At 75.6% G+C, this 12,596-nt stretch carries 12 protein-coding genes and 1 pseudogene; 2 read left to right on the top strand and 11 right to left on the bottom strand.

Annotated elements, in window-relative coordinates; translation table 11 throughout:
* From E2C06_RS32620 to E2C06_RS32595, 6 genes and pseudogenes are all read right to left on the bottom strand, one after another.
* Positions 1 to 509: pseudogene (locus E2C06_RS32620) on the bottom strand (hypothetical protein); the annotation flags it as partial.
* A gap of 246 nt (positions 510 to 755) precedes the next feature.
* A complete protein-coding gene (locus E2C06_RS32615; RefSeq protein ID WP_165982810.1) occupies positions 756 to 1,340 on the bottom strand; it encodes a PulJ/GspJ family protein in 585 nt (194 codons plus the stop codon).
* On the bottom strand, positions 1,337 to 1,708 hold the full coding sequence (locus E2C06_RS32610) for a prepilin-type N-terminal cleavage/methylation domain-containing protein (RefSeq protein WP_133292736.1): 372 nt from the start codon (positions 1,706 to 1,708) through the stop codon (positions 1,337 to 1,339). Before E2C06_RS32610 ends, E2C06_RS32615 begins: the two co-directional genes overlap by 4 nt.
* Positions 1,698 to 2,159, bottom strand: a complete 462-nt coding sequence (locus E2C06_RS32605) for a GspH/FimT family pseudopilin (protein WP_133292739.1) — start codon at positions 2,157 to 2,159, stop codon at positions 1,698 to 1,700. Before E2C06_RS32605 ends, E2C06_RS32610 begins: the two co-directional genes overlap by 11 nt.
* A 7-nt stretch (positions 2,160 to 2,166) precedes the next feature.
* Positions 2,167 to 3,396 carry a type II secretion system F family protein gene (locus tag E2C06_RS32600; protein WP_133292735.1) on the bottom strand — a complete coding sequence of 410 codons (1,230 nt, stop codon included), beginning with the start codon at positions 3,394 to 3,396 and terminating at the stop codon, positions 2,167 to 2,169.
* Between the two features lie 206 nt (positions 3,397 to 3,602).
* Positions 3,603 to 5,360: a GspE/PulE family protein gene (locus tag E2C06_RS32595; RefSeq protein ID WP_241671579.1), complete on the bottom strand. Its 1,758-nt coding sequence runs from the start codon at positions 5,358 to 5,360 to the stop codon at positions 3,603 to 3,605.
* 59 nt (positions 5,361 to 5,419) lie between these two features.
* Here E2C06_RS32595 and E2C06_RS32590 point away from each other — a divergent pair, with 59 nt between their 5' ends.
* Positions 5,420 to 6,163, top strand: a complete 744-nt coding sequence (locus E2C06_RS32590) for a prepilin peptidase (protein WP_133292734.1) — start codon at positions 5,420 to 5,422, stop codon at positions 6,161 to 6,163.
* Between the two features lie 14 nt (positions 6,164 to 6,177).
* The gene (gene gspG / locus E2C06_RS32585; RefSeq protein ID WP_133292733.1) at positions 6,178 to 6,630 is read left to right on the top strand and encodes a type II secretion system major pseudopilin GspG; all 453 of its coding nucleotides are present in this window, start codon (positions 6,178 to 6,180) and stop codon (positions 6,628 to 6,630) included.
* Here the strand turns inward: gspG and E2C06_RS32580 are convergent.
* The 5 genes from E2C06_RS32580 to E2C06_RS32560 all read right to left on the bottom strand — a co-directional run bounded on the left by E2C06_RS32580 (position 6,627) and on the right by E2C06_RS32560 (position 12,414).
* Complete coding sequence (locus tag E2C06_RS32580; RefSeq protein ID WP_133292732.1) at positions 6,627 to 7,478, bottom strand: type II secretion system minor pseudopilin; 852 nt, start codon at positions 7,476 to 7,478, stop codon at positions 6,627 to 6,629. The two genes, gspG and E2C06_RS32580, sit on opposite strands and share 4 nt — an antisense overlap.
* Positions 7,475 to 9,286, bottom strand: a complete 1,812-nt coding sequence (locus E2C06_RS32575) for a tannase/feruloyl esterase family alpha/beta hydrolase (RefSeq protein WP_165982809.1) — start codon at positions 9,284 to 9,286, stop codon at positions 7,475 to 7,477. The genes E2C06_RS32580 and E2C06_RS32575 overlap by 4 nt, the downstream gene beginning before the upstream one ends.
* 311 nt (positions 9,287 to 9,597) lie before the next feature.
* Entirely contained in the window at positions 9,598 to 9,789 is a 192-nt protein-coding gene (locus E2C06_RS32570; protein ID WP_133292730.1) for a DUF2783 domain-containing protein, read from the bottom strand.
* A gap of 5 nt (positions 9,790 to 9,794) precedes the next feature.
* Positions 9,795 to 11,480: an FAD-dependent monooxygenase gene (locus tag E2C06_RS32565; protein ID WP_133292729.1), complete on the bottom strand. Its 1,686-nt coding sequence runs from the start codon at positions 11,478 to 11,480 to the stop codon at positions 9,795 to 9,797.
* 52 nt (positions 11,481 to 11,532) lie between these two features.
* Positions 11,533 to 12,414 carry a DUF305 domain-containing protein gene (locus tag E2C06_RS32560; RefSeq protein WP_133292728.1) on the bottom strand — a complete coding sequence of 294 codons (882 nt, stop codon included), beginning with the start codon at positions 12,412 to 12,414 and terminating at the stop codon, positions 11,533 to 11,535.
* Positions 12,415 to 12,596 lie beyond the last annotated feature (182 nt).

The raw sequence follows: 12,596 nt of genomic DNA, 5'->3' as shown, positions 1-12,596 counted from the left end.
GCCTCCGCCTCCAGCCCGGCCGGCGCCAGGCCGGCGCGGCGCAGCGCGGCGACCGGCGCCTCGAGCGGCGCGCGCGGCAGCAGCGAGAGGCGGAGCCGCAGCGCGTTGCGCGCGACGTCCCGGGCCTCCTGCCGCCAGGACCAATGGACCTCCTCGGCGGCGAAGGGGGTCAGCCGGTCCAGCTCGTAGCGCAGCACCCCGGCGGGGTCGTGCTGGGCGGCCAGCGGCAGCACCACCGCGCGTTCGAGCAGCGCGCCCGGGGCGGGGCGCAGCAGCACGCGGCGCGGCCGGCGGCGCAGCGCGGCGGGCAGGGTCGAGAGGGCCGCGGCATCGAGCGCGAAGCGGCCGAGCGGGGTTTCCCGGCCGCGCCGGCGCTGGGCGAAATCCGCCTCCCCGTCCGGCCGCAGCGTGACCAGCAGCGCGTCCGGCGGCAGCGTGCCGGCGCGCAGCCGGGCGGGCAGCATCTCCCGCAGCCGTCCGGTCCACCAGGCCAGGAAGGCGCGCAGCATGGTCAGGCCCCAGGGCGCCCTTGAGGTCGTCGCGTTTGGATTGGCATCCGGTCTTCCCCCCGATCCATCGGGGCATACTGCGGATCGCCCGGCCAGCAGCGTCAACGCGATCCGCCCGGGACTCACCCAAGCGTGCGCGCCGGGGCTGGACCGATGTTGCCATGATTGTGTCAAGACAACATCGGTCCAGGTTGTGTTGCGCCGGCGATTCACGTCCTGCGCGTTTCCACCCAGAACGATCGCAGGCTAGTCCTCGGCCCGCTCGCGCATCGGGGCGGCGACGATATCCGGCCAGCGGCGCGCATCGCCGCGGGCGAAGACCAGGCGGATGCGGACCAGCTCCGGCAATTCCGTGCGCGCCCAGGTGGAAAGCCAGCCGCCGCCGGACCAGTAGCCGAGCTCGATCCGCGCCAGGTTGCGCAGCAGCTCGCTCTCCTCCGGCAGCGGCGCCGGGCCGAGCCGGCGGGCATGCAGGTAGGGCGTCCAGCGCAGCACCAGCCGCCCGGCGCGGTCGACGCCGAGCGCGACGCTGGCTTGGCGGGTCGGCAGGGCGGCGGTGACCGGCAGTTCGGTGACCGCCTCGAAGCCCTGCGCGGTGCCGCGCAGGCCGGGGTTCTGCGGATCGTCGGTCGGGACGATCTGGGTGACGATGCGGCGCAGCGTGCGGTCGGCGATGTCGAGCTCGCCGCCACGGCCGAGCAGCCGCGCCTGGCTGTCCCAGGCGCCGAGGCCGAAGCGCAGCCCCTGCGACAGGCCGAGCATGAGGAAGCCGAGCACGGCGAGCGCCACCAGCACCTCGAGCAGCGTGAAGCCGGCGCGGGAATGCCTCACGGCGCCGCGCCCAGCCGCTGCGTCTCCAGCCGCACCTCGCGCGGCGTGGCGCCGTCGCGCCAGGCGATGCTGACGCTGACGGCGAACAGCGTGCGGCCGCCCGCGCTCTCCGCCGGCACGATGCGGGTGCGCCAGGCGAAGCCGCCGCCGTCGTCGCCGCGCTGGTCGCCGGCGCGGATCGGCCCCGCTTCCAGCGCCGCCAGGCGCGACCGCGCGCGGGCCAGGGCTTCCTCCGTCCGCCCCGCCGCCTGGGTGCTGCGCAGCCCGCCGAGCGTGCCCTGCAGCAGGGCGGTCAGTGCCAGGGCGAGGATGGCGAAGGCGATCAGCGCTTCCAGCAGGGTGAAGCCGGCGCTGCGGTCAGCGCGCATCGGACCTGGCTTCGGCCAGGGTGACGCGCCCGCTCAGCCAGTCGACGCCGATCCGCAGCCGGCGATGGCCGTCCGCCAGTTCGATCGTGCCGCCGGTCGAGCTGCCATCCGGGGCGAAGCGGATGGCGCCGAGCCGGTTGCCCAGTGCCTCGGTCTCGGCCACCCGCAGCACCAGGGCGATGCCGGGCGGCAGCGCGTGCGGCGCCGCGCCGTCCACCGCCCAGGCGCCGCGCGCCGGGTCCAGCACCACGCGCACCGGCGCGTTGCGGGCGATGGATTGGGCGCGGGCGAGGCGCAGCGCCTGCGCCATCTCCCCCGCCGCGGCGCGGATCTCGAGCGCCGCGCTGCGCGGCGGGCCGCGCAGCGCCAGCAGCCCGAGCCCGAGCGAGAGCACGGCCAGCACCACGATGACCTCGATCAGCGTGAAGCCGGCGGCGCGGCGGCGCGGCATGGCGGGCCTATCCCGCGAGGTCGTTCAGGCTGAGCATCGCCAGCAGCATCGCCGCGACGATGCCGGCGACCAGCGCCCCCATCACCACGGTGATCGCCGGCGTCAGCAGCGACACCAGCCGCTGCAGGCCGATCCGCGTGCGCTCCTCGTGGATCTCGGCGGCGCGCAGCGCCATGGGGCCGAGCTGCGCGGTCTCCTCCCCGAGCCGCAGCAGGTGCACGGTGCGCAGCGGGAAGAGCCTCGCCGCGCCGAGCGGCCCGGCGAGGCCGGCGCCGCCCTTGGCGCTGGCCGTCGCCGCCTCCACCGCCGCGACCGCGGCGCGGTTGCCGAGCGTGTCGCGCACCACGCCGAGCGCGGCATCGAGCGGCATGCCGTTCTGCAGCAGCGTCCCGAGCGTCCGGCCGAAGCGCGCCGCCAGCGCCTCGCGCGCCAGGCCGCCGACGACCGGCAGGCGCAGCAGCAGCCGGTCGGCGGCCAGCCGCGGCCCGGGCAGGCGCAGGACCTGCCGCGCGACCAGGAACAGCACGCCGAGCAGCATCAGCCCGAGCGCGCCATGCGCCGCGACCGCGTCGCCCACCGCCATCAGCAGCCGCGTCGGACCGGGCAGCTGCGCGCCGGACTGCTCGAACAGCGGGACGAATTGCGGCAGCACATGGGTCAGCAGCAGGGCGACGGAGCCGATCGAGGCGACCAGCAGCAGCGCCGGGTAGATCAGCGCCGAGCGCACCGAGGCATCGAGCGCGCGCTGCCGCTCCAGCAGCGTCGCCAGGCTGTCGAGCGTCGCCGCCAGGGTGCCGCCCGCCTCGCCCGCCCGCACCAGCCCGACATAGAGCGCCGGGAAGCTGCGCGGCTGGCGCGCCAGGGCGGCGGCCAGCGGGCTGCCGTCCCGCACCAGGTCGCGCAGCTGGCCCACCACCTTGCGCAGGCGGGCGCTGGCCGCGGTCTCCACCACGAAGCGCAGCGCGTGGTCGAGGTCCTGCCCGGCGCCGAGCATCACCGCCAGCTCGCGCGTCAGGTCGGCCAGCTCCTGCCGCCGCAGCGCGCCGCGGCCGCGGCCGAGCTCGGCATGCAGCACCGCGTCCAGCACCGGCCGGCCGCCGGCATCGGGCTCGGCGCGCATGGGCATGTGGCCCTGGCGGCGGAGGCGCTCGATCGCCGCCGCCTCGCTCGGCGCCTCCATCCGGCCGCGGGAGAGCGTGCCGTCGGGGGCGATCGAGAGGGTGCGGTAGGCCGGCATCACGGGTGCCGGGGCGAGGTCATGAAGGGAAGCAGGGCCGGGGAGGGAAACGCATTCCCCCCCGAGCCCCTCCCTTGCTTTTTCCGGGTCCGGCAGCCGCCGCGCGGCGGCTGCCGGACTCACAGGAAGAGAGGAGGGGCCAGGAAGGATACCTCCTCCCCGGCCTTGCTTCCTGCCTTGCAAGAGCAAGCATTCTCATCCGACCCTCAGGCCTCGGCGCGGACGCTCAGCAGCACCTCGTCGATCGTGGTCATGCCGGCCAGCGCGGCGTCGAGCCCGCTGTCCAGCATGGTCACCATGCCTGCGGCGCAGGCGGCGCGCTCGATCTCGGTGTGCTCGGCGCGGCTGAAGACCAGGCGCTCGATCGCGCTGTCGACGGCGAGGAACTCGGCGACGGCGATGCGGCCGCGGAAGCCGGTGTTGCGGCACTGCGCGCAGCCCACGGGCTGCCAGAGCCGCGGCCCCTGCCAGCCCGGCCGCCGGTCCAGCGCGAATTCCGCCACCAGGGCCGGCGGCGCCTCCGCCTCCCGCCGGCAGGCGGTGCAGAGCTTGCGGACCAGCCGTTGCGCCAGCACGCCGCGCAGCACGGAGGCGATGAGGTAGTCCTCGAGCCCCATGTCGCGCAGCCGGGGGATGCTGGCGGCGGCCGAGTTGGTGTGCAGCGTCGAGAGCACGAGCCGCCCGGCCAGCGCCGCGGTCACCGCCGTCTCGGCCGTTTCCAGGTCGCGGACCTCGCCCACCATCACCACGTTCGGGTCCTGCCGGACGATGTTGCGCAGCAGGGAGGCGAAGCTGAGGCCGATCTGCGGCTTGACCTGCACCTGGGTGATGCCGGGCAGGCGGTACTCGATCGGATCCTCGATGGTGATGATCTTCCGCGTCTCGGCATTCAGGCCGAGCAGCGCGGTGTAGAGCGTGGTGGTCTTGCCGCTGCCGACCGGGCCGGTGACCAGAACGATGCCGTTCGGCAGGGCGAGCGCCGCGGTGAGGCGCTGCACCACGCGTGGCGGCAGGCCGAGCTGGGCGTAGTCGAACTCCACCGCGCTCTGGTCCAGCACTCGCAGCACCACGGTCTCGGCATGCAGCGACGGGATGGTGGAGACGCGGAAATCCACTTCCTGCCCGCGCACCGCGAGGCGGATGCGGCCGTCCTGCGGCAGCCGGCGTTCTGCGATGTCGAGCCGCGCCATGATCTTGATGCGGGAGATGATGGCCGGCGTGAGCCGCGCCGCCTGGGTGTCCACCGTCTGCAGCACGCCGTCGTAGCGGCAGCGGACGCGCAGGTGGTCCTCGAAGGGCTCGATATGGATGTCCGACGCCCCGGTCTCGACCGCGCGCGAGATCATCTGGTTGACCAGCCGGATCACCGGTGCCTCGGAGGCCAGGTCGCGCAGCCGCTCGGCATCCTCCTCCAGCGGCTCGGCCGCGGCGGGGGCGGCGGCCTCCTCCGCCTCCAGGGTCGGGTAGAGCCGGTCGAGCGCGGCCTCCAGCTCGATCGGCAGGGCGATCTCGGGCGCGACGCGGAGGCCGGTGGCGGCGGCGACCGCGGCCGGGGTGAAGGCATCGAGCGGGTCGGCCAAGGCGAGCGCGAGGACGCCGCCTTCCTCGGCCAGCGGCAGGGCGCGGGCCTGGCGCAGGAAGCGGGCGGCCAGCCGTTCCGGCAGCACCGGCCCCGCGGGGTAGCGCGCCGGCGGCACCACCGGCAGCCCGAGAAGTGCGGCCAGCGCCTGGGCCAGGCCGCGCTCGGTCACCAGGCCGAGATGCATCAGCACGGCGTCGAGGCGCTGCCCGGTCTCGGCGGCGACGCGGCGGGCGCGCTCGATCCCCCGGGCGTCCACCTGGCCCTGGCCGAGCAGCAGCGCCGCCAGGTCGTCCAGCGCCTGGTCGAGCTGCGGGGTGGCGGCGGGCGGCGATCGCTCGATCAGCATCCGGTTACAGTCGTATACCGGGCCCGCGTCCTGCAAGGGCGGCTTCCCACACGGCTGCGTCGGGACGATGGTCGGGCGGCAGGGGGAGGGGGCGCGTGCAAGACTGGCTGCTGCCGATCCTCGCCGCGCCCTTCATCGGCAGCTTCCTCGGCGTGCTGATCCGCCGGCTGCCGGAGGGGCGGCCGGTCGTCCTGGCGCGCTCGGCCTGCGAGGCATGCGGCACGCCGCTCGGCCCGCGCGACCTGGTGCCGCTCGGCAGCTACTTGATGCTGCGCGGCCGCTGCCGGGCCTGCGGCGCGCCGATCGGCGGCTTCCACCCGGCGGTGGAGCTGGCGGCGCTGGGCGTCGCCGCGGTCGCCGCCGCGGCGCTGCCGGGGGATGCGGCCCTGCTCTGGCTCGGCTGCGGCCTCGGCTGGGCGCTGCTGGCGCTGGCCTGGATCGACTGGGATCACCTGTATTTGCCCGACCTGCTGACCCTGCCGCTGGTGCCGGCCGGGCTGGTCGCCACCTGGTGGCTGGCGCCGTGGCGGCTCGCGGACCATGCCTTCGGCGCGGCGCTGGGCTATGCCGCCTTCCGCGGCCTGGCCTGGGCCTATCGTTGGCTGCGCGGGCGGGATGGCCTCGGCCAGGGCGATGCGAAGCTGCTCGCCGTGGCCGGCGCCTGGCTGGGCTGGGAGGCACTGCCGCAGGTCGTGCTGCTGGCGGCGCTGGCCGGGCTCGGCCTGGCGGGCGGGATGGCGCTGCGCCGCGGCGGGCTGGACCCGGCGGCGCCGCTGCCCTTCGGCCCCTGCCTTGCCCTTGCGCTCTGGCTCTGCTGGTTGCAGGCCATGGCGAGCTGAAGCGGGAGAGAGACTTGCGCGCACCGACCAGGACCACGGCCGCCCCGAGGCACCGGCAGGCCGGCTTCACGCTGCTCGAGATCCTCGTGGTCGTCGCCATCCTCGGCCTGCTGATCGGGCTGGTGGCGCCGGCGGCGCTGCGCCAGCTCGGCGGGGCGCAGGTCTCGGTGGCGAAGCAGTCGATCCAGCGGCTGGCCGGGGTGCTCGACCTCTACCGGCTGGACATGGGCGGCTATCCCTCGACCGAGCAGGGGCTGCAGGCGCTGGTCGCGCGGCCCTCCGGCGCCGCGGCCTGGAACGGGCCCTACCTGAAGGCGGAGGCCGGGCCGCCGCTCGACCCCTGGAACCGGCCCTATCTGTACCGCAACCCATCCACCCGGCCGGGGCGCGACTTCGACCTTTGCTCGCGCGGGCCGAATGCCCAGGGCGGCGACTCGGCCGGGGCGGAGGGGATGATCTGCAATTAGGGCAGGCTGTCCGGCACGCCCCATTCCAGCACCTGCCAGCCGCGGCCACGCCCGCCGGGGCCGAGCCGCACCACCGCCCGGCGGGTGAAGCGCGCCCCGCCGGGCAGCGCCACCGCCGCGGTGATGGTGACCACCGGCGCCGCATCGGGGTCGGCCGCGAGGTCGTCCTCCCCGCCCTGCGCCGCGCGCAGCGCCTGCAGCACCGGCGGGGCGGCGAAGCGCGGGTCGGGTTCCGCCCCCTGGTGGATCGACAGGAATGGCGCCAGCCGGGCCAGCAGCGGCGGCGTCATCCCCAGCACCAGGCCCAGTTCCTCGAGGCTCTCGAAGGGCCGGCCGGGCGGGGCATGGTCGCGGCCGGCGGCGCGGTATTGCGGCTCCTTCGCCCCGCCCGGCCGCGGCCGCAGCCCGGCGGTGCGCCAGTCGAGGATCGCCGCGGCGAGGCCGGCGGCGGCGCGCGGCTCGGCGCCGAGTTGCAGCAGCAGCGCCTGCAGCAACGGGGAGGTGGCGAGGTTGGGGTTGACCTTGCCCTGCTCGCTCTCGATCCGCAGCAGGGCCGCGGCGCCGCCGGGCAGCGGCAGCGCCCGTTCCATCCCATCCGCCGGCCAGCGCTGTTCCGGCGGGGCGAGCAGGTGGAAGACCGCCTGGTGCACCGCGCCGTCCGCCGCCGCCTCGGCCATCGCGGCGGTGCGGAGGTTGGCCGCGAGCAGCGCCTCCGCCCGTCCGGTCGCGGCGACCTGTGTGCCGATCAGCGCCAGCAGCGCCATCGACCAGAGCACGAGCAGGAGGGCGAAGCCGCCCTCCCGCAGGCCGGGGCCGCCGGTGCGCGCGGCCGCCCCGGCCGGTGTCACCGCAGGTACTCGGCGGCGGGCTGCGGGTTGTCGTAGTGGCCGCCGGGGCCGCAGGTGAAGCTGGCGGCATCGTTCGGGTCGCCGGCGCCGCGGTACCTGGCGACGCGCGGATAGGGGCAGAGCGGCCGGGTCTGGGCCACGCCCTGGGCCGGCTGGTCGCCCAGGTACTTGGTGGCGGTGATCCGCTGCGGCGCGACGCCCTGCTCCACCCAGCGCTGCAGGGCGAGCAGCGCGTTGTGCTCAGGGTCGGGCGGCACCGGGCTGGCGGTGCCGTTGAAGAACTGGTTCGGGCCGGGGCCGCCGCCGCAATGGCCCATGCCCGGCACCATGAACAGGCGGTAGAAGTCGCGCACCTGGCGCAGCGCGGCGCGGCCGGGCTCGGCGGCGGCATCGGCCGCGTCGTCCGCCATGTCGTCCGGGCCCTGGATGACCTGGCCGGGCGCGCCGGCCGCGGCGCCGCCCGGCGCGCCCTGGTCACCGCGCCCGAGCGTGGCGGCGACGCGGCTGTAGTAGTTCACGTGCTCCTGCGGCGGCACCAGCGGGTCGGCCCAGCCATGGAAGCCCAGCAGCTTGCCGCCGCGGTTGCGGAAGGGCGAGAGGTCCGCGTCGTTGGCATTCACCACCGCCGCCAGCACGTCGTCCACCAGCTGCGGGTCGCGGGTGAAGTCGAAGCCCTTCCAGTCCCAGTTCGGGCCGAAGACCCAGTAGAAGAGGCCGGGGAATTGCGGCTCGTCGATCGCCGCGCGGCCGACGCCTTCGAGGTAGGGCAGGTCGAAGGTGCTGCCGCTCTCGCTGCCGCGGGAGATGCCGGGATAGATCAGCGCGCCGGTGCCCGGGTTGCGGGCGCCGTCATAGACGCTTCGCAGCGCGCCGACCTGCGGCGGGGTCAGGCATTGCGAGGTATCGGCGGCGTCCTCGGCGCATTGCAGCTCGGCCGGGTCCCAGCGGCAGGCGCGCGGCTCCGTCAGGTAGGGGTCGCTGGGCAGGCCGCCGGCCTGGCCGGCGCAGGCCTTGACCACCGCCGCGGTGATCAGCGGCGCCTTCTCCGGCGGGATGGTGGCGGCGGGGTTCAGCCGGGTCGCCTGGAAATTGGCGATGCCGGCCATCTGCAGGTGGGTGCGGTTGTTGGCCGGGGCGCCGGCCAGGATGCCGTCGTAGTCCGCGGGGAATTGCTGCGCCTCGTGGAAGGCCTGCTGGCCGCCGAAGGAGCAGCCGGCGAAGTAGGCGTAGCTGTGCGGGCGGCCGTAGTGCTGCTCGACCACCGCCTTGCCGGCGACCGTCATCAGGTGCGCGGCGCGGTAGCCGAAGTCGATCCACTTCTCCGGCCGGCCGATCAGCGCCTTGGCATTGCCGCTGGTGGAAGGCGCGGTGCCGGCATCCTGGTTGGCGGTGGCGAAGCCGAGCTGGGTGGCGCCGGCCAGCTCGTCGTAGCGGATGGCGCCGCCATAGCCGCCGTTGCCGGTGCCGACGAAGCGGCCGTTCCAGGCGCTGCCCTCGGGCAGCCAGACCTCGATGCGGATCTCGCTGTCGGGGCTGGGGCGGAGCGTCGCGGCGACCCGGCAGAAGGCCGGCAGGTTGGGCCAGCTGGTGCCGTCCGGCGCCGCGAAGGTGCCGGCGGGCACGGACACGGCCGCGGTGACCGTGCCGTCGCCCGGGATCGTCGCGCCGAGGAAGTCGGCGCAGGCGGCCGCGGCGGGATTGGCCAGGGCGATGCCGGCCGCGACGAGTGCGGTGCCGGCGAGCAGGCGAGGTGGTCTGACGGGTGGGCGCGCGGGCGCGCCGGCATCGCCGTGGGATATGCGCTGCATGCTGGGTGACATCCTCCCTCACATGCGGGCCGCGGCGGATGACGCCCCGACCTGCGCTCCTGCCCGGTATTCCCCCGAACTTCGGCCGCGGTCCCGCTCGGCGCTAGCGAGGATGCCCGACGCCGGGTTGCGTCGCGCAGGCTTGATTCCCCGGCCTGTGGCGCCCGGGCCGCAAAGCAGGCCGGGGAGAAGGTATTCTCCCCGGGCCCCTCTTCTATTTCCCCGGGCTTGGCGCCCGCCGCGCGACGGGTGCGAGACTCGCAGGACTGGAGGAGGGTCCAGGGTGGCTGGTTCCTCCCTGGCCTTGCCTGCTAGCCGAGGTCCCGCCTTGCCGCCTCCAGCGCCGCGGCGAATTCGGCGGGGTCGTCGAGCAGGTTGGCCAGCGCCAGCGCCAGCTTGGCCAGGAACAGCACGCGCCGGTCGGCCGGCGTCTCGTCCAGCGCCTCGGCGAGCTGGTCGTAGGCATCTTCCAGCGCGGGGGTGCTGAGGCGTTTCGGCAGCATCGGGGTCAGCCCTTTCCGCAGGCGGTGTCGAGCGCGGCGCGCAGCAGCGCCGGCGTCGGGCGGCGCCAGCGGGCGCAGACATGGGTGTCGGGCCGGGCGAGACAGGCGCTGCCGGGCGGCGCGTCATACAGCGCGGCGACGCGGCCGGCGGCATCCGCCACCACCGCCTCGGCCCGCCCCGGCAGCGCGCGCGGCGCGACCAGCAGGCAGGCGACCGGCACCGGGGCTTCGGCCGCCGCGCGCAGCACCGCCTCCAGCGCCGCATCCGGCCCCTCCGGCCCGGCGAAGGCGATCAGCCGGAAGCCGCGGCCGAGATGGTCGTAGAGATGGTCGTCCTCGGCGAGCCTCACGTTCCGCAGCGGCGCGCCCGGCGGCACCCCGCCCGCGAAGCCGGGGTCGTCCGGCGCGTTCAGCGGCGAATGCGCGTAGACATGCGGGCGGGAGGTGCGCCAGTGCAGCAGCTCCCTGCAGAAGCCCTCCGACAGCGTGAAGGACAGCACGGCGTCGCGCAGCACCCGGAACCCCTCGGTGGGCGGGGTCATGAAGCGGGTGCTCTTGCCGGCTTCCTCGCAGACCTCCCGCGCCGCGCCGACGCGCTCGGCGGAATAGCTGCGCAGCAGGGCGGCCGGCGCCAGGCCGCGGGCGACGAGGGCCAGCCGCCAGGCCAGCGCATCGGCGTCCTGGATGCCGGTATTGGCGCCGCGCACGCCGAAGATCGGCAGCAGGTGCGCGGCGTCGCCGGCGAAGCAGACCCGCCCGACCACGTAGTCCGGCAGGGTCAGCGTGCTGGCCGAATAGACCGCGGCCCAGTCGAGTTCCCAGGGGCCCGGCTTGCCGACCATGGCGAGGATCGCCTCGATCCGCTCCGCCAGCTTCGCCGGCTCGAGCGCCGCCTCCGCCGTCTCGCCGTCCGGCAGGCGGAAGTCGAGCCGCCAGATCCCCTCGGGCTCGCGGTGCACCAGCACGTTGTTGCCGGGGTTCCAGTCCGGGTCGAAGTAGCAGAGCCGCTCGGTCGGCAGGCCGAGCGCGGCGCGGATATCGGCGATGACGAAGCTGCCGGCATAGGCCCGGCCCTCCATCCGCAGCCCGAGCAGCTTCCGCAGGGACGAGCGGCCGCCATCGGCCGCCACGACCCAGTCCGCGCGCAGGCCGTACACGCCCTCCGGCGTGTCGACCCGCAGCGTGGCGCCGTCCGCGTCCTGTTCGATCCCCGCCAGCCTGCTGCCCCAGCGCAGGTCGACCAATGGCTCGGCCGCGATCGCCTCGGCCAGGTATTGCTCGATGTACTGCTGCTGGATGTTGAGGCCGGGCAGGAAGCGGTCGTCGGGGTCGTGCGGCATCTCCATCCGGTAGACCTCGCGGCCGCGGTAGAAGGACCGGCCGCTGGACCAGGGCAGGCCCTTGGCCAGGAAGGGCGCGACGACGCCCGTGGTCTGCAGGATCTCCTGGCTGCGCCGGGTCAGCACGATCGCGCGGCTGCCCTGCGAGACCTGGAGTTCCGCCTCCAGCAGCACGCAGCGGCAGCCCTGCCGCGCCAGGCCGAGCGCCGTCAGCATGCCGATCGGCCCGCCGCCGACCACCACGACCGGCACCTGCTCCGCCATGCCGTCCAGCCCGGGCGGCCGGCGGAAGGGATGCACCCGGTAGCGGTACCAGATCGACGGGCGCGGCTGCGTCTCCGGCTGGTGCATGCTCGTCTCCTCCGCGGCGCCGGGCCTCGATAGCCCGGCGCGGGGATGGCGCCTATTCCATGGCGTGGTGCGCGTGCCCGGCATGGCCCTGTGGTGCCGCCTGGGCGCGTGGGCGCGGCGCCGCATGGCGATGCGCCTTTGGGGCCGCCGCGGGTTCGGCGCGCGGGGCGGGCGGCGCCGCCTCATGCCCGGCCCCCGCATGCGGCGCGCCCTGGGCGGCGTGCCGCATCCCCTCCATCCCGTGCACCATGCCTGGATCCACCGGCACCGCCGCGGCATCGCCCGGATAGGCGGCGATGACGCGGCGCATCAGCGCGATCTCCTGGCTCTGGTCGGTGATGATGTCGGTGTTCATCAGGCCGAGGAAGCCGTTCCGCGCCGCCGGATCGGCGTGATAGCCATGCGCCATCTCCAGCGCCGCCTCGTGGTGGACGATCATCGCCTTGGCGTACTGCACGTCCCGCCGGCTGACCGGCCCGGCCGCCGCGCCCAGCGGCCCGGGGATCGGCGAGCGCAGGAAGCGCTGCATCTGCCCCATCCCCTCGGTCGCCGCCGGCTGCAGCGCGATCCGGGCGATGCCGAGGTCGAGCACCCGCGGCGGCAGCGCCAGGTTGCGGGCGACCTCGTCGAGCAACCCGATCTCGAAGCTCTGGTTGCGGATGATCCCGGCGGCCAGCGCCTTGAGGACCGGGCTGCGCGCCGCGGGGTCGGCCAGGTAGTCGCGGCTCATCGACAGGGCGCCGGCATGGTGCGGCCGCATCCCCGCGACGTAGTCGCGGTCGGCCCGCAGCGCGGCCGGGTTGGCCGGGGCGTACCAGGTGCTGGGCACCGGGGCCGTGGTGGGGTCGTAGCCATCCTCGATGGCGGCGCGGGCCGGGGCAGCCAACAGCGCGAGCGCGGCGGCGGCGGCCAGCAGGGCAGGTGACGTGGTCATGGTGGTGGTCCTGTGATCCCGCCACGGCACGGCGTGGCGGCCCCGGTGCGGGGTGGTTCATCCAGCAGGGCAGCAGGCGGTCGGCCGGGTCAGCCGGCGCGCGGCGGCCGCGGGTCGGGCGGGATGTCGCGGCCGGGCGGGCCGGGCGGCGCGGCCGGGCGCAGGGCGGCGGCGATCGGCCG

Origin of the sequence: Dankookia rubra, assembly GCF_004355005.1 — a bacterium.
Taxonomy (GTDB): domain Bacteria; phylum Pseudomonadota; class Alphaproteobacteria; order Acetobacterales; family Acetobacteraceae; genus Paracraurococcus; species Paracraurococcus ruber_A.
Note: the sequence above shows the minus strand (reverse complement) of the source record. Positions and strands in the feature narration are given on the sequence as shown.